Source organism: Pseudomonas sp. C2B4 (assembly GCF_013359695.1).
Taxonomy (GTDB): domain Bacteria; phylum Pseudomonadota; class Gammaproteobacteria; order Pseudomonadales; family Pseudomonadaceae; genus Aquipseudomonas.
Genome location: NZ_JABFMU010000003.1, coordinates 107,025 through 123,462 on the forward strand (window position 1 = coordinate 107,025; position 16,438 = coordinate 123,462).

Consider the following 16,438-nt stretch of genomic DNA (forward strand, 5'->3'; position numbering starts at 1 on the left):
TATGTGGCGAGGGGATTTATCCCCGTTGGGCTGCGAAGCGGCCCCAAATAATGGGACTGCTGCGCAGTCCAACGGGGATAAATCCCCTCGCCACAAAAGCTCGCTCCCACAGAGGATCACTGCCTGGCTGAAATATCAGTCAAAGGTGATGCCCTGCGCCAAAGGCAGTTCAAGTGAATAGTTCACGGTGTTGGTCTGACGGCGCATGTACCCGCGCCATGCATCGGAACCGGACTCACGACCGCCGCCGGTTTCTTTCTCGCCACCGAACGCACCACCAATTTCGGCACCGCTCGGGCCGATGTTGACGTTGGCGATACCGCAGTCACTGCCCACCGCCGACATGAACTGCTCGGCCTCACGCACATCGGTGGTGAAGATGCAGGACGACAGGCCTTGCGGCACGGCGTTGTTCAAGCGCAGGGCTTCGTTGAAATCGCTGTAACCGACCACGTAAAGAATCGGCGCGAAGGTTTCGTGGCAGACCACATCGCTCTGCTCCGGCATTTCGACGATGGCTGGGGAGACGTAGTACGCATTCGGGAATTTGTCTTCCAGTTGGCGCTGACCGCCGAACACCCGGCCGCCTTCGCTCAGCGCCTGTTCCAACGCATCCTGCATGTTGTCGAAGCTTTGCTTGTCGATCAGCGGACCGACCAGGTTGCCTTCCAGCGGATGGCCAATGCGCACTTTGGAATACGCGGCCTTCAGGCGAGTGACGATTTCTTCTTTGACAGATTCGTGGGCAATCAGACGACGCAATGTGGTGCAACGCTGGCCGGCGGTGCCGACGGCGCTGAACAGAATTGCGCGAACAGCCATGTCCAGGTCGGCGCTTGGGCCGAGGATCATCGCGTTGTTGCCGCCCAGCTCCAGAATGCTGCGGGCGAATCGTGCGGCGATTTTTGGCGCCACTTCGCGGCCCATGCGGGTGCTGCCAGTGGCGCTGACCAGCGCAACACGCGGATCATCGACCAGTGCTTCGCCGGCATCGCGACCACCGATGATGACTTGGCTCAGGTGTGCAGGCGCGTCGCTGAAGTTCTTAAGCACGCGATCGAACAGTGCCTGGCAGGCCAGTGCGGTCAGTGGGGTTTTTTCCGAAGGTTTCCAGATCACCGGGTTACCGCAGACCAGCGCCAGCGTGGCGTTCCAGGCCCAGACCGCCACCGGGAAGTTGAAGGCGCTGATCACGCCAACGACGCCCAGCGGATGCCAGGTTTCACGCATGTGGTGGCCAGGGCGCTCGGAAGCGATGGTCAAACCGTACAGCTGGCGGGACAAGCCGACGGCGAAGTCGCAGATGTCGATCATTTCCTGAACTTCACCCAGGCCTTCCTGAGTGATCTTGCCAGCTTCCCAGGACACCAGCTCGCCGAGATCGGCCTTGTATTCACGCAGGATGTCGCCCAGTTGACGCACCAACTCGCCACGGCGCGGCGCCGGAACCTTGCGCCACAGTTCGAACGCATGATCGGCGCGACTGATGTGCTGCTCGACTTCAGCGGCACCTTCCCAGTTCACGGCGGCGATGCGGCTGCCGTCGATGGGCGAATGCACGGGCACTTTGCCGTTCTGGTACAGGGCCGGGTTCACACCAAGACGATCAAGCAATGCGGCAACCATGGGTCACTCCTCAAGCAAAAAACGGAACAGGCGCAGCCGCGCAATCACGGCTGATCAGGCCTGTAGTTTTAGCGCCACGGAGGTTACTCAACAAACGACCTTTAAGAGAGATATCATTCCGTTTATTCATGCTGTGCATTGCTGGCAATAAAGAGACAAGAACAAAGGACCGCCCATGCTGAACAAACGCTACTTGCCCTCGATCGCTGCCTTGCAGTGTTTCGAAGCCGTGACCCGGCATCTGAGCTTCACCCGGGCCGCCGAAGAGCTGAACCTGACCCAAAGCGCCGTCAGCAAACAGGTCGCACAACTCGAAGAGCTGTTGCAGCATTTGTTGTTTCGCCGGGTGCGCCGCCGCCTGCAAATGACGCCGGCGGGGGATTTGTACCTGGTCGAAGTACGAAAAATCCTCACGCAAGTCGAGATGTCGACCCATTACCTGCGTTCCTACGGCGGCGAAACCGAAGTCCTGCGCGTCTCCACGCCACCCACCTTTGGTGCGCGTTGGCTGGTGCCACGGCTCAAAGGCTGGCGTCTGCGCCATCCATCGATTCACCTGGACCTGTGCAGCGAGCAGGAAGCGGATGACTTGCTGCAAGGCCGCAGCGACCTGGCGTTCTACTTCGGCCAGGGTTCCCGTCCGGGTACGGAATGCCTGAAGCTGTTCGGCGAGGAACTGGTACCTGTTTGCGCCCCCGGCAGCCTGCCCGCCGAGCCGTTCACCGATCCCACGCAACTCACCGACCTGGTCCTGCTGCAGAACGCCTCCCGCCCCCAGGCCTGGCATGACTGGTTCGACAGCCAGGGTTACCACACCGAACACAGCTACCACGGCCCGCGCTTCGAAACTTTTTACATGTGTATCCGCGCCGCCCAAGTCGGCTGCGGCGTGGCGTTGCTGCCACGGTTTCTGGTGGAAGAGGAACTGGCCGAAGGCAAGCTGGTCATTCCCTGGCAGCATGCAATGCCGAGCACCGATGCCTATTACCTGGCGTACCCGGAGCATTCGGCGGAAGTGCCCAAGGTGCGAGATTTTGTGAGGTGGATGCTGGAGCAGATCGACGGCCAGGAGACTCCACAACACTGAGCCTTGGCGCATTCCTTGTGGGAGCGAGCCTGCTCGCGAAGGCGTCGGCACACTTAGCATCAATGTGACTGACAGACCGCATTCACGAGCAGGCTCGCTCCCACAGAAGATCCGCTGCGGTCTAAAAATCGCTGGCAATTCACATCCCTGATATGCGCCACTAGCGCCAATGATTGAAACCGCACAAGGCCGCGACCTGCCTGGAGATTCCCGTTATGAGCGAGAGTGTGTTTGCCGATCGCATCGTGCAGAACCTGCTCGACACCGACTTCTACAAACTGACGATGATGCAGGCGGTGCTGCACAACTACCCGAACGTGGAAGTCGAATGGGAGTTCCGCTGCCGTAACAATGAGGATTTGCGCCCCTATCTCGCGGAAATCCGTTTCCAGATCGAACGCCTGGCGGAATTGAGCCTGAGCGCCGATCAGTTGAGCTTTCTGGAGCGCATCAGCTTCCTGAAGCCGGATTTCCTGCGTTTTCTCGGACTGTTCCGCTTCAACCTGCGCTACATCCACACCGGCATCGAAAACGGCGAACTGTTCATCCGCCTGCGCGGCCCGTGGCTGCATGTGATCCTGTTTGAAGTGCCGATTCTGGCCATCGTCAGCGAAGTCCGTAATCGCTACCGCTATCGGGAAATTGTTCTGGAACAGGCCCGGGAGCAGCTCTATCGCAAGTTCGACTGGCTGACCGCCAACGCCAGCAGCGATGAGTTGTCCGAATTGCAGGTAGCCGATTTCGGCACCCGTCGTCGCTTTTCGTACCGCGTACAGGAAGAAGTGGTGAACGTGCTCAAGCACGATTTCCCGGGGCGTTTCGTCGGCACCAGCAACGTGCACCTGTCCCGGGAACTGGACATGAAGCCGCTGGGCACCATGGCCCACGAATGGATCATGGCCCACCAGCAACTCGGCCCTCGGCTGATCGACAGCCAGATTGCCGCCCTCGATTGCTGGGTCCGCGAGTACCGCGGCCTGCTGGGGATTGCCTTGACCGATTGCATCACCATGGATGCCTTCCTTGGCGATTTCGATCTGTTTTTCGCCAAGCTTTTCGACGGATTACGCCACGACTCGGGCGATCCGGTGGTTTGGGCGGAAAAAGCCATTGCCCACTATCACAAGCTCGGCATCGACCCGATGAGCAAGACGCTGACCTTCTCCGACAGCCTGACCCTGCCCAAATCCCTGGAGATTTTCCGGGCGCTGCGTGGTCGGATCAATGTCAGCTTCGGTATTGGCACCAACCTGACGTGTGATATTCCGGGTGTCGAACCCATGAGCATCGTGCTTAAAATGGCTGCCTGCAACGGCGCGCCGGTGGCAAAGATCTCCGACGAGCCAGGCAAGACTCATTGCAAAGACCCGAATTTCGTCGCCTATTTGCGACACGTTTTCCAAGTACCTGCCGCCCTTTCAGGCACATCAAGCAAGGAGTGAATTCATGCAAGCCGTACAGCGTGAGATTGCTGAACAGCTCAAGGTTCAACCGCCGTTCGCCGACGAGGCCGCCCTCGACGCTGAAGTCGCCCGGCGGATCACCTTCATTCAGGACTGCCTGGTCAATTCCGGGCTCAAGACCCTGGTCCTGGGCATCAGCGGCGGGGTCGACTCCCTGACCGCCGGCCTGCTGGCGCAACGTGCCATGCGCGAACTGCGTCAGCGCACAGGCGATGGCAACTACAAGTTCATCGCGGTGCGCTTGCCCTACGAAACGCAGTTCGATGAGCACGACGCCCAGGCTTCGGTGGACTTCATCGCTCCGGACGAGCGTCACACCGTGAACATCGGCCCGGCGGTCAAAGCGCTGGCCAACGAGGTCGCGGCGTTCGAAGGCAAGCACGCGGTGTCGGTGGATTTCGTGCTCGGCAACACCAAGGCGCGGATGCGCATGGTCGCCCAGTACACCATCGCCGGCGCGGCTCATGGCCTGGTGATCGGCACCGACCACGCAGCGGAAGCGGTAATGGGTTTCTTCACCAAGTTCGGTGATGGCGCCTGCGACCTGGCCCCGCTCAGCGGCCTGGTAAAAAACCAGGTCCGGGCGATTGCCCGCAGCTTCGGCGCACCGGAATCACTGGTGGAAAAAGTCCCGACCGCCGACCTTGAGGACCTTTCGCCCGGCAAACCGGACGAAGCGTCCCACGGCGTGACCTACGCCGAGATCGACGCATTCCTGCACGGCAACCCGGTGCGCGAGGAAGCGTTCAAGATCATCGTCGACACGTTCAACAAGACCCATCACAAGCGGGTGATGCCGTTCGCGCCTTGATTGGTAAATGAATGAAAAAGCCCGCTGAAGCGTTGATCTTCAGCGGGCTTTTCTTTGGCCAAGGCATTTGCTGATTCTACTGGCCTCTTCGCGGGCAAGCCCGCTCCCACAGGTTTTGTGATCGACACAAATCACTGTGGGAGCGGGCTTGCCCGCGAAGAACGATAACGCGGTGTATCGACTTACTTCAGAGTGACGGTGCCTTTCATCATCGAGATGTGGCCCGGGAACGAGCAGAAGAAACCGTATTTTTCGGCCGGGTCGAGCTTCGACACATCAAAGGTCACCGAGTCGGTTTCCTTGGCGCCGATGATCTTGGTGTGAGCGATGACGCGGGCATCGCCTTCTTTCAGGTAGTTCTTGTCGATGCCGGCACTCAGGCCGTCAGTGGCGATCGGCTGCATGTCGGCTTCTTTACTGATCACCAGGTTATGGCCCATGACGTTCTTCGGCAGGCTGCCGGAGTGGGTCAGTTCGACGGTGAACGTCTTGCAGCTCTTGTCGATTTCAATGGCCTTCGTGCCGAAAGACATTTGGTCTGTGGAGTCAACGGTGACTTTGCACTCCGCAGCCATCAATTGGCTGCTGGCCAGTGTCAACAGGGATACCGCAACAAGTTTGGCAAACATGGTGAATCTCCAAGGCAGGGTTATTGAAAAATGCGAATGAACAGAAGACTGCCTGAAAACTTCGCAAGTTCATATGACCTGAATCAAAAATTGTATACAACTTTTGGGCTATGGCACCGATCGAGACAATCTACCAGCCAGGCGTCTGGCCCGGGCCTATGATCGGTCCATCATCCCTGACTGGAGCGTCCGACATGTCCCTCAATAGCCTGTTATGCAGCTTGCTTGCTGCCTATGCCTGTGGCGCCAGCGGTACTTACGAAACGCCCAAGCGGGAAGTTTAGCCCTTGGTGCGCTGCGCGCCTGCCTTTACTCTGTGGTTCTTGTTCGAACATGGAGTAAGGCATGTCTTTAGCATCCGTATGCGTATTTTGTGGTGCCAGCACCGGCACCAACCCGGCTTATCGTGAAGCCGCTGTGGCCCTTGGCCAGGCATTGGCCGAGCGCAAGCTGACCCTGGTCTATGGCGGCGGTGCCGTGGGCCTGATGGGCATCGTGGCCGACGCTGCGCTGGCGGCCGGTGGCGAGGTGATCGGCATCATCCCGCAAAGCCTCAAGGACAAGGAAATCGGCCACAGCGGCCTGACCCGCCTGGAAGTCGTCGACGGCATGCATGCGCGCAAGGCGCGGATGGCCGAACTCAGCGATGCGTTCATCGCCTTGCCTGGCGGCCTGGGTACGCTGGAAGAACTGTTCGAAGTCTGGACCTGGGGTCAATTGGGCTACCACGGCAAACCGCTGGGCTTGCTGGAAGTCAACGGCTTCTACAGCAAGCTGACCGGTTTTCTCGATCACATCGTCGGCGAAGGCTTCGTTCGCGGGGCGCACCGTGACATGCTGCAGGTGAGCGAATCGCCACAAACGCTGCTCGACGCCCTCGATAGCTGGCAACCGACCGTGGCGCCGAAGTGGGTCGAGCAAAAACCCGACTAACGACTCGGCACCGATACAGGGCAGAATACGCGCCGCTCAACCTCACCTTCGACCCCAGAGGATCGCCCATGGCTAAACCCAATTATTCCTTCGCCAAACGTCAGCGTGACTTGGCCAAGGAGCAGAAGAAAGAGGAAAAGCTTCAGCGCAAGAAAGCAATGGCTGAAGACGCGGCACTGAACCCTGACGGTGAAGTCGCGGCAGAAGATGATGTTGATGCACCGAAAGACCAGGCGCCCGACGCCTGAGACCCTCCGGGCCGGATCCACCGATCAGGCCCACCGGATCTGTGTCCAGGGTTGGCAGCGTTGCTGCCGGCCCTCACGGATCAATCCCAGAATTCACCACATCCCCCCCTGTAGGAGCGAGCCTGCTCGCGATGGTCGTCAACGATTACGCTGGCTGCCTGGCACCCCGTGGCGCTCTCAGGTTCTTCGCGAGCAGGCTCGCTCCTACAGGGGATCGTTGTTAATCCAATGGCATCACGGTGACGCGGACTTCCGGGTCGTGATTACCGCCCCCCAGAATCACCCCCCGCAACGGCGACACATCGGAAAAATCCCGGCCCCACGCCAGGGTGATGTGTTCCAGTGCCGGTTGCACGTTGTTGGTCGGATCGAAATCAACCCAGCCCGACACCGGGCAATACACCGACACCCAGGCATGGGACGCATCGGCGCCGATCAGTCGGGGCTGACCGGGTGGCGGCTGAGTCAGCAAGTAACCGCTGACATACCGCGCGGCCAGGCCTCGGGAGCGTACGCAAGCAAGCATCAGGTGGGCGAAGTCCTGACAGACGCCGCGTCGACGCTCCAATACTTCCACGAGCGGCGTCGCCACTTGGGTCGCTTCGGCATCGAAGGTGAACTCACTGAAGATTTTCTCCATCAATGCCTGCACCCCCAGCAGCAGCGATCGGTTCGCCGGAAAGCAGCTTTCGGAAAACTCGACGAAGTTGCGTTTCAAATGCAGATAGGGGGACTGAAACCGGTAACGGCAAGCTTCAAGCAATTCAGGCGAAAGTGGGTGGCTGCTGTAGGTCAATGCGTTGCGGGTTTCTTCCCAGGCAGGCGATAGATTGAAATCCGGTGCAGGCCGGGGCAGCACTTCGATCGTGAGGCTGGCGTTGACCAGCAGTTCATCATGAGGGCGCTCGAACGCCAGCCGGGTCAGCGGATTGCCGAAAACATCCAGCTCATCACGGCGGGTCGTGGGGTCAGGGCTGATCTGCAATTGCCGCTCGGTACAGCGTTGCCAGTCGCAAGCGCGTGGCCACAGATGCGCCAGTTGCTGGGCCAGGGACACCGGGCTGTCGTAGTGATAATGGGTGTCGTGGAAAATCTGGTATCGGGCACTCATCAGACGGACACCGTGCGCTGGCTGACATCATCGACATGGGCAAAATGGCGCAAGGCCAGGCGATCGGACACTTGCCCGCTGGCATCGGCAATCTCTTGCAGCAAATCAGCCAAACCTTCGAGCGCCGCGTGCACGCTGGTTTCGCCGAACAGCGGATTTTCCAGACAGCCCAGATCGAAACGCGCCAGTCGCTCCACCAATTGCGGCAGCGCGGCTTCTCGCGGAGCATCAAAATCATCGTTCAGGCGTTTGAGGGTACGGGTCACCAGTTTCAACTGGAACAGCACAGCGTGCGGGTTCTGTTCGTCGAGCAGCAACAGGTCGAGCACCGGGATCAACTGCGCCACCGCGAGATACCGTGAGCGGTAGGTAATGCTGCTGTTGCCCAGCTCCAGCAACCACTCAAGACCGGCCTGATCGAACGCCCCGGCTCCACGCAGGAAGGCTGCCAGGCTGCCACTGAGGAATTGCAGGCGCTCGATCCGCCGACCGATCATCAGGAAACGCCAACCTTCGTCCCGGGTCATGTCGTCGAGGGCAAAACCGGACAACGCCGCCAGGGACATCACCAGACGGTTGAGGAAATCCAGCAATTCGCCGAAGTCCGGTTCATCGGTTTCCAGTTCCATGGCTTCGCGTTGTAGCTCCACCAGCGCCTGCCAGTTTTCCCGCGAGAGTTTGCCGCGCACCTGCGAAGCCGCCCATTGCAACCGCTGAAGGTTGGAGCGCAGGCTGAATGGCCAGTCATCACCGAGTATCGCCGCAAGCAGGCGCTCCGGCAGCTCGCCTTCATCGGGTAACAGCATCAATCGTTCACCGAGTTCGACCGCCGCCTGCAGCGCCTGAGGGTCATCGCCGTCGACATAGCGCGCCAGCATGATCCGCAGCAACCGCGCGCTGTCGTCGCAACGCTCGCAGTAGCGACCGAACCAGAACAGGTTTTCCACCACCCGCGACGGCAGGTAGGGATCGCGCCGCACCAGATCGTGCACGCCAATGTTGCGCTGGGCTTTCCATTGTTCGCCGCTAGGGGGGCGATCACTCAACACCCAGGTGTCCTTGCTCGCCCCGCCACGCTGCATCGACACCACTTCGGCATCCGCCTCGGCGGCGACTCGGGTCAAGCCGCCGGGCAATACGCGGTAGCCATCGCGGCTGGCCACCGCATATACGCGCATACCGATGGCCCGGGGTTGTAGCTGACCACCCTCTGCCTGCCAGATCGGTGCCTGGGACAACTGCGCCAATTCTTGCGCAACATACGCGTAAGGCCGCGCCTGCATGCGCTCGGTCAACTCACGGCGCTGTTTTTCACTCAAGTCGCGACCAAAAACCGGTGCAAAACTCTGGGACGGGAACGCCGGTTTGATCAGCAATTCCGGCAGTTTCTCCAAGGCCTGGGCCAATACCGGCGCTTCGCCGCACCACCAGGTAGCAATCGACGGCACTATCAGTTCTTCACCAAACAGGAACTGACTGATTTTCGGCAGGAAGCCCAGCAGTCCCGGTGATTCGAGCACGCCACTGCCAAGGGCGTTTGCCACCAGTACCCGACCTTGCCGAACGGCTTCCAGCAGGCCCGGCACGCCAAGCGCCGAATCGGTCCGCAATTCCAGCGGGTCGCAGAAGTCGTCGTCGAGCCGGCGCATGATCGCGTGAACCCGGCGCAGACCACTCAGGGTTTTCAGGTACACCGTGGCATCGCGCACCGTCAGGTCACCACCTTCCACCAGCGGATAACCGAGTTGGCGAGCAAGGTACAGGTGCTCGAAATAGCTTTCGTTGAAGCGCCCCGGCGTCAGCAGCACCACCAGTGGCACCTCTTCATCGCTGGGTGCCTGACGGGCCAGGGTTTCCTGGAGCGTGCGGAAGAAACCGGCCAGGTGCTGCACTTTCAGATCACGGTACAGCTCGGGAAAAGCCCGCGAAACGATGGTGCGGTTTTCCAGTGCATAACCGGCACCCGAAGGTGCCTGGGTACGATCCGCCGTGACCCACCAACGGCCATCGGGGGTGCGTGCCAGATCCACGGCATACAGATGCAGGAAGGCCTCGTCAGGCAGGCTGATGCCCTGACAGGGCCATAGGAAGTTGTTGTGGCCGAACACCAGTTCGGCGGGCAACAGACCTTCGGCAATCAGACGTTGTGGCCCGTACAGGTCGGCCAGCACGGCATTGAGCAATCGGGCGCGCTGGGCGATGCCGGCCGATAATTGCTCCCACTCGTCAGCGGCAATCACATGGGGCAGCAGGTCCAGCTCCCACGGCCGATCGGCACCCTTGGGGTCGGCATAGACGTTATAGGTGACGCCATTTTCCTGAATTTGCCGGGTCAGCAGCGCCTGACGCTGCACCAGTTGCGCCGGGGTGCTGCGCTGCAATTGGTCGAACAGTCGGCGCCAGTGCGGACGTACCGCGCCGCTGTCGTCGAGCAGTTCGTGATAAGTGCCCGCCGTCAGCGGGTAGCGGTCTAGCAGGTCAGGCATGGAAAGCTCGGCAGACAGCAAGGAACGGTCAGACTAACGCAGGCTCATGACACCCGGATATACGAAAAATCCGAGCGTCGCGTACGGTTTAGAAACGTCGTAAATCGAGCGTCATCGGTAGCTCGTCGTTAATTTCCAGCAGCGGTATGGGAAGTTTCCCCGGCGTGTGTCCGACACGGAAAAAACGCGCCATGCGTCGGCTCTCGGCTTCATTGGCATTCACCGGCAAGGTCTCGTAGTTGCGTCCGCCAGGATGGGCCACGTGATATTGGCAACCGCCCAGCGAACGCCCCATCCAGGTGTCGAGCAGGTCGAACACCAGCGGCGCGTGAACCGGGATGGTCGGCTGCAGACAATTCGCCGGTTGCCAGGCGCGGAATCGCACGCCAGCGACGAATTCACCTACACGCCCAGTGGGCTGCAAGGGCACCGGAATGCCGTTGCAAGTCAGCAGATAGCGCTGAGGCGGCAGGCCGCTGAGCTTGACCTGCAAGCGTTCCAGGGACGAATCCACATACCGCACCGTGCCACCGACCGCGCCCTCCTCGCCCAGCACATGCCACGGCTCGAGCGCTTGACGCAGTTCCAGTGCGATGCCATTGACGGCGTAATCGCCCACCTTGGGAAAGCGAAACTCCAGATGCGCCGCAAACCACTCGGCCCGCACCGGATAACCGGCGGCATTGAGGTCGACGATCACGTCGGCGAAGTCCTGTTCGATAAAATGCGGCAACAAGAACCGGTCATGCAGTTCGGTGCCCCAACGCGCCAGTTTCGGTGGTGCGTAAGGCTCACGCCAGAATCGTGCGACCAGCGCTCGCAGTAACAATTGCTGAGCAAGGCTCATGCGCGCATGGGGTGGCATTTCAAAGGCGCGCAGCTCCAACAAGCCGAGGCGTCCCGTCGCGCCATCCGGCGAATACAGCTTGTCGATGCAGAACTCGGCACGATGGGTGTTGCCAGTGACGTCGATCAGCAGATTGCGCAGCAATCGGTCGACCCGCCACGGCGGGCACTCCTCACCGGGTTCCGGCATCTGCGCAAAGGCGATTTCCAGCTCGTACAAGCTGTCGTTGCGCGCCTCATCAACACGTGGCGCTTGCGAAGTCGGGCCGATGAACAGACCGGAAAACAGGTAGGACAACGACGGGTGGTTGTGCCAGTAGCTGATCAGGCTGCGCAGCAAATCCGGCCGACGCAGAAACGGTGAGTCAGCCGGTGTCGCGCCGCCCAGTACGAAATGGTTACCGCCACCGGTGCCAGTGTGGCGGCCATCGATCATGAATTTTTCCGTGGACAGACGGGTCTGGCGGGCTTCTTCGTAGAGAAATTCAGTGCGCTCGACCAGTTCATCCCAGGTCGCGGATGGCTGCACGTTGACCTCGATCACCCCCGGATCAGGGGTGATGCGAAAATTGCTCAGACGCGGATCGCTCGGCGGCTCATAGCCTTCCAGCAACACCGGGCAATGCAGTTCCTCAGCAGTGGCTTCGATGGCAGCGACCAGCTCCAGATAATCCTCAACCCGTTCCAGCGGCGGCATGAACAGATACAACCGACCTTCCCGCGCCTCGGCACAGAACGCAGTGCGGGTCAGCCAGTCGGCGGACTCGTCGATTTTCGGCGTGCGTTCCTGCGCCTCGACAGGCTCGCCATGCTCGTTCAATTGCGCAGTGTCGGGCAACGACGGGAATTCCTGATTCGGATCCTGCGAATGAATGAACGGATATTCCGCCGCCTTCACCCAGGGTTGTGAACCGAGAGGCAGCCGATAGCCCAGCGGCGAATCCCCCGGTACCAGGCGGCAGTGTTCGTCGCGCAGATACCAGCGTCCGCTTTGCCACTGATCGCCCTTGGCAGTACGCGCCAGCGGCAGCACCTGACCGATGACCTTGTCCAACCCCTGGTTGAAGACTTTGCGCAGTCGCGCACGCTCCATCGGCTCTTCCAGACGCGAGTCTTCGGCGCTGACATTCAGCGGCAACGTACCTTCGCGCCAGAGGTAATAGAAATTGTCTTCGTAGGCTGGAAAGACAAAACGTGTCGGAATCTTCAGGCGTTCGGCGACACTGGCCAGGAAACGTCCGGCTAACTCGCCATTGGCGCCATAATCTTCCTGTTCGTCGGCGATCAGCGCACCGTTGCGCCAGATCGGCACACCGTCGCGACGCCAGTAGCAATTGAGCGACCAACGCGGTAATTGCTCGCCGGGGTACCACTTGCCCTGGCCGAAGTGCACCAACCCCTGAGGGGCATAGCGTTGACGCATGCGCTGGAACAGTTCGGCGGATAGCCGGCGCTTGTTCGGCCCCAGTGCCGCCGTGTTCCACTCGGCACCATCCGGGTCATCAATGGACACGAAGGTCGGCTCACCGCCCATGGTGAGGCGCACGTCGCCTTCCAGCAGGTCGGCATCGATCTGCCGCCCCAACCCCTGAATCGCCAGCCATTGCGCCTCGGTGTAGGGCTTGGTTACCCGCGGTGCTTCCCAAATCCGCTCCACCGACATTTCGTGGCTGAACTCGCACTCGCAAGGCTCCACCAGACCACTGATGGGTGCCGCAGAGGACGGATCGGGACTACAGGCCAACGGAATATGCCCTTCACCGGCAAACAGCCCCGATGTCGCATCCAGGCCGATCCAGCCCGCGCCAGGCAAGTACACCTCGCACCAGGCATGCAGGTCGGTGAAATCCACTTCAGTGCCCGAAGGGCCGTCGAGACTCTTCACATCGGCGGTCAACTGGATCAGATAGCCCGAGACGAAACGCGCGGCCAGCCCGAGGTTGCGCAGCAGTTGCACCAGCAACCACGCCGAATCGCGGCACGAACCGGAGGCCTGTTCGAGGGTGTACTCGGGTGTTTGCACACCCGGTTCCATGCGAATCAGATAGTCGATGTCTTCGCTAAGGCGTTGGTTGAGTGCAACGAGAAAATCCACCGCAGGCAGGGGCGTGCGATCGATACCGTCCAGATAGGCCTGGAACTTGGGCGTCAGGGGCAAGGTTTCGAGGTACGGCGCCAGTTCCTTGCGTTCGTCCGCGGCATAGGTGAACGGGATTTTTTCTGCGTAGGGTTCGAGGAAGAAGTCGAAGGGATTGAAGATCGCCATTTCCGCCAGCAAATCGACTTCGATCCGCAGCTCATCGGTATTCTCCGGGAACACCAACCGCGCCAGGTAATTACCCTGCGGGTCTTGTTGCCAGTTGATGAAGTGCTGCTCGGGCGAGACTTTCAGCGCATAGGAGAGTATCCGCGTGCGACTGTGGGCGGCCGGGCGCAGGCGAACGATCTGCGGACCGAGCTCGACGGCGCGGTCGTAGCGGTAATGGGTGACGTGGTGCAATGCGACATGAATCGACACGGCGTGCCTCCTGCGAGCCTTGAGCGTATTCGAAAGCGCGCAAGACTTATGCCATCCAGCGGTCATGGCGCTTTCTCCGGTAACAGGAGGCAGTACAGCACCAAATTCGGGCAATGCGGGAAAATGGTTGGCGGGAGTTGCACGTATTTGTGGCGGCGAGTTCATCCAGGAGGTTGTTTGGTGACCGCAGCGGCTCTTTCGCGAGCAGGCTCGCTCCCACAGGGAAATGCATTCCAATGTGGGAGCGAACCTGCTCGCGAAGAGGCCGGGTGCCCTAACACAGTGTCCGATCCCATACCCGGTTTCCGAGGCCCAGAAACGCAAAACGCCAACCCGAAGGTTGGCGTTCTGTTCAGCTCAAGCGAGGTTTAGCGCGGTACGACAGGCTTGCGTGCAGGCTTGGGTCCCTTGCCTTTGGCAGCGTCCTTGCGCTCCTTGGCCGCCTGCTGGTTGCGGGCAAATGCCGCTGCCTTGGCCTGTTCACGCTTGTCCCACGGGTTGCCGCCATCGCTGGCGCGCGGTGGCAGGCCAGTGTGCTGAGTCAGGATCTTGGTGGTCTTTTCCCCTGCCACTTTATGGCTACCAGCTGGCGTCGAGTTCTTGCGACGGGCACTCTGGTAGCTGTCGGTGGACGGCTGGTGCAGCGGGATCAACTGGTTCTTGCCCGGCCCGATCAGGTCGCTGCGGCCCATGCGGATCAATGCTTCACGCAGCATCGGCCAACCTTTCGGGTCGTGATAGCGCAGGAATGCCTTGTGCAGGCGACGTTGCTCTTCGCTTTTGACGATGGTGACCGCGTCGCTCTTGTAGGTCACTTTGCGCAGCGGGTTCTTACCCGAATGGTACATCGCGGTGGCGGTGGCCATCGGCGACGGGTAGAACGCCTGCACCTGATCGGCGCGGAAACCGTTGCCCTTGAGCCACAGGGCCAGGTTCATCATGTCTTCGTCGGTGGTGCCCGGGTGGGCGGCGATGAAGTACGGAATCAGGTACTGCTCTTTCCCCGCTTCCTTGGAGTACTTCTCGAACATGCGCTTGAACTTGTCATAGCTGCCGATGCCCGGTTTCATCATCTGGTTGAGCGGACCTTCCTCGGTGTGTTCCGGGGCGATCTTCAGGTAGCCACCCACGTGGTGGGTCACCAGCTCCTTGACGTACTCCGGCGACTCCACCGCGAGGTCGTAGCGCAGGCCGGAGGCGATCAGGATCTTCTTCACACCCGGCAAGGCACGGGCACTGCGATACAACTGGATCAGCGACGAGTGGTCGGTGTTCAGGTTCGGGCAGATGCCAGGGAACACGCAGGACGGCTTGCGGCACGCGGATTCAATTTCCGGGCTCTTGCAGGCGATACGGTACATGTTCGCGGTCGGGCCACCGAGGTCGGAAATCACGCCGGTAAAACCCGGAACCTTGTCGCGAATTTCTTCGATCTCGCGAATGATCGACTCTTCGGAACGGTTCTGGATGATGCGGCCTTCGTGCTCGGTGATCGAGCAGAACGTGCAACCGCCGAAACAGCCACGCATGATGTTCACCGAAAAACGGATCATCTCGTAGGCCGGGATTTTTTCCTTGCCGTAAGCCGGGTGCGGAATGCGCTGATAAGGCATGCCGAACACGTAGTCCATTTCTTCAGTGGTCATCGGAATCGGTGGCGGGTTGAACCAGACATCGACTTCGCCATGCTTCTGCACCAGCGCCCGGGCGTTGCCCGGGTTGGTTTCCAGGTGCAGCACACGGTTGGCGTGGGCGTAGAGCACCGCGTCGTTGCGCACCTTCTCAACCGACGGCAGACGAATCACAGTCTTGTCGCGGGTCATCTTCGGGCTGGCCAGGATCTGCACGACCTTGGCTTCGTTCGGGTCTTCAACCGGACCTTTTTCCTGCTCAATGGCACAGGCTTGGGTGTCCTGGGTGTTCACGTACGGGTTGATGATCTTGTCGATCTTGCCCGGACGGTCGATGCGCGTGGAGTCGACTTCGTACCAGTCTTTCGGCGTGTCGCGACGGATGAACGCAGTGCCGCGCACATCAGTGATGTCTTCGATCTTGTGGCCGTAGGACAGGCGCTGGGCGACTTCGACAATGGCGCGCTCGGCGTTGCCGTACAGCAGGATGTCGGCGCTGGCGTCGATCAGGATCGAGTTGCGGACCCGGTCCTGCCAGTAATCGTAGTGAGCGATGCGGCGCAGGGACGCTTCGATACCGCCGAGCACGATCGGCACGTGCTTGTAGGCTTCCTTGCAGCGCTGGCTGTAGACCAGGCTTGCGCGATCCGGACGCTTGCCCGCCAGGCCACCCGGCGTGTAGGCGTCATCGGAACGGATTTTCTTGTCGGCGGTGTAGCGGTTGATCATCGAGTCCATGTTGCCGGCAGCGACGCCGAAGAACAGGTTCGGCTCGCCAAGCTTCATGAAATCGTCTTTGGACTGCCAGTTCGGCTGGGCGATGATCCCGACGCGGAAGCCCTGGGACTCCAGCAGCCGGCCGATAATCGCCATGCCGAACGACGGGTGATCGACGTAGGCATCACCGGTGACGATGATGATGTCGCAGGAATCCCAGCCGAGCTGATCCATCTCCTCCCTGCTCATGGGCAGGAATGGCGCTGGCCCGAAACATTCGGCCCAGTACTTTGGATAGTCAAATAACGGCTTGGCTGCTTGCATGTCGATAA

At 60.4% G+C, this 16,438-nt stretch carries 11 protein-coding genes and 1 pseudogene; 6 read left to right on the top strand and 6 right to left on the bottom strand.

Annotated elements, in window-relative coordinates; genetic code table 11:
* Positions 1-135 precede the first annotated feature (135 nt).
* Positions 136-1,626, bottom strand: a complete 1,491-nt coding sequence (locus HNQ83_RS03600; RefSeq protein WP_175387706.1) for an aldehyde dehydrogenase family protein — start codon at positions 1,624-1,626, stop codon at positions 136-138.
* Between the two features lie 175 nt (positions 1,627-1,801).
* On the opposite strand from HNQ83_RS03600, the gene HNQ83_RS03605 reads away from it, so the two are divergent.
* The 3 genes from HNQ83_RS03605 (at position 1,802) to nadE (ending at position 4,987) form a co-directional block, all read left to right on the top strand.
* The gene (locus HNQ83_RS03605) at positions 1,802-2,713 is read left to right on the top strand and encodes a LysR family transcriptional regulator (RefSeq protein ID WP_175387707.1); all 912 of its coding nucleotides are present in this window, start codon (positions 1,802-1,804) and stop codon (positions 2,711-2,713) included.
* A gap of 215 nt (positions 2,714-2,928) precedes the next feature.
* The gene (pncB, locus tag HNQ83_RS03610; RefSeq protein ID WP_175387708.1) at positions 2,929-4,155 is read left to right on the top strand and encodes a nicotinate phosphoribosyltransferase; all 1,227 of its coding nucleotides are present in this window, start codon (positions 2,929-2,931) and stop codon (positions 4,153-4,155) included.
* Between the two features lie 4 nt (positions 4,156-4,159).
* A complete protein-coding gene (gene nadE / locus HNQ83_RS03615) occupies positions 4,160-4,987 on the top strand; it encodes an ammonia-dependent NAD(+) synthetase (RefSeq protein WP_175387709.1) in 828 nt (275 codons plus the stop codon).
* Between the two features lie 182 nt (positions 4,988-5,169).
* On the opposite strand, the gene azu is transcribed toward nadE, so the two are convergent.
* Positions 5,170-5,616, bottom strand: a complete 447-nt coding sequence (gene azu, locus HNQ83_RS03620) for an azurin (protein ID WP_175387710.1) — start codon at positions 5,614-5,616, stop codon at positions 5,170-5,172.
* Between the two features lie 345 nt (positions 5,617-5,961).
* Here azu and HNQ83_RS03625 point away from each other — a divergent pair, with 345 nt between their 5' ends.
* The 3 genes and pseudogenes from HNQ83_RS03625 to HNQ83_RS31070 form a co-directional block, all read left to right on the top strand.
* Positions 5,962-6,549 (top strand): TIGR00730 family Rossman fold protein, encoded by a 588-nt coding sequence (locus HNQ83_RS03625; protein ID WP_175387711.1) that lies wholly within the window; start codon positions 5,962-5,964, stop codon positions 6,547-6,549.
* Between the two features lie 68 nt (positions 6,550-6,617).
* Positions 6,618-6,797, top strand: a complete 180-nt coding sequence (locus HNQ83_RS03630; RefSeq protein WP_090328546.1) for a hypothetical protein — start codon at positions 6,618-6,620, stop codon at positions 6,795-6,797.
* 131 nt (positions 6,798-6,928) lie between these two features.
* Positions 6,929-7,006, top strand: a pseudogene (locus HNQ83_RS31070) (outer membrane lipoprotein carrier protein LolA); the annotation flags it as partial.
* Positions 7,007-7,017: 11 nt separating this feature from the next.
* On the opposite strand, the gene HNQ83_RS03635 reads toward HNQ83_RS31070, so the two are convergent.
* From HNQ83_RS03635 to HNQ83_RS03650, 4 genes are all read right to left on the bottom strand, one after another.
* Positions 7,018-7,908 carry a transglutaminase family protein gene (locus tag HNQ83_RS03635; protein WP_175387712.1) on the bottom strand — a complete coding sequence of 297 codons (891 nt, stop codon included), beginning with the start codon at positions 7,906-7,908 and terminating at the stop codon, positions 7,018-7,020.
* Positions 7,908-10,394, bottom strand: a complete 2,487-nt coding sequence (locus tag HNQ83_RS03640) for a circularly permuted type 2 ATP-grasp protein (protein WP_175387713.1) — start codon at positions 10,392-10,394, stop codon at positions 7,908-7,910. Before HNQ83_RS03640 ends, HNQ83_RS03635 begins: the two co-directional genes overlap by 1 nt.
* 88 nt (positions 10,395-10,482) lie before the next feature.
* Positions 10,483-13,758 (bottom strand): transglutaminase family protein, encoded by a 3,276-nt coding sequence (locus HNQ83_RS03645; RefSeq protein WP_175387714.1) that lies wholly within the window; start codon positions 13,756-13,758, stop codon positions 10,483-10,485.
* A 368-nt stretch (positions 13,759-14,126) separates the two neighbouring features.
* Positions 14,127-16,430, bottom strand: coding sequence for a YgiQ family radical SAM protein (locus HNQ83_RS03650; protein WP_175387715.1), 2,304 nt, complete (start codon positions 16,428-16,430; stop codon positions 14,127-14,129).
* Between the last annotated feature and the right edge of the window lie 8 nt (positions 16,431-16,438).

What these genes read in the sequence shown, in the direction of transcription:
- HNQ83_RS03600 (WP_175387706.1), bottom strand. Translation starts at nt 1,626, where the DNA reads ATGGTTGCCGCATTGCTTGATCGTCTTGGTGTGAACCCGGCCCTGTAC.
- HNQ83_RS03605 (WP_175387707.1), top strand. Translation starts at nt 1,802, where the DNA reads ATGCTGAACAAACGCTACTTGCCCTCGATCGCTGCCTTGCAGTGTTTC.
- pncB (WP_175387708.1), top strand. Translation starts at nt 2,929, where the DNA reads ATGAGCGAGAGTGTGTTTGCCGATCGCATCGTGCAGAACCTGCTCGAC.
- nadE (WP_175387709.1), top strand. Translation starts at nt 4,160, where the DNA reads ATGCAAGCCGTACAGCGTGAGATTGCTGAACAGCTCAAGGTTCAACCG.
- azu (WP_175387710.1), bottom strand. Translation starts at nt 5,616, where the DNA reads ATGTTTGCCAAACTTGTTGCGGTATCCCTGTTGACACTGGCCAGCAGC.
- HNQ83_RS03625 (WP_175387711.1), top strand. Translation starts at nt 5,962, where the DNA reads ATGTCTTTAGCATCCGTATGCGTATTTTGTGGTGCCAGCACCGGCACC.
- HNQ83_RS03630 (WP_090328546.1), top strand. Translation starts at nt 6,618, where the DNA reads ATGGCTAAACCCAATTATTCCTTCGCCAAACGTCAGCGTGACTTGGCC.
- HNQ83_RS03635 (WP_175387712.1), bottom strand. Translation starts at nt 7,908, where the DNA reads ATGAGTGCCCGATACCAGATTTTCCACGACACCCATTATCACTACGAC.
- HNQ83_RS03640 (WP_175387713.1), bottom strand. Translation starts at nt 10,394, where the DNA reads ATGCCTGACCTGCTAGACCGCTACCCGCTGACGGCGGGCACTTATCAC.
- HNQ83_RS03650 (WP_175387715.1), bottom strand. Translation starts at nt 16,430, where the DNA reads ATGCAAGCAGCCAAGCCGTTATTTGACTATCCAAAGTACTGGGCCGAA.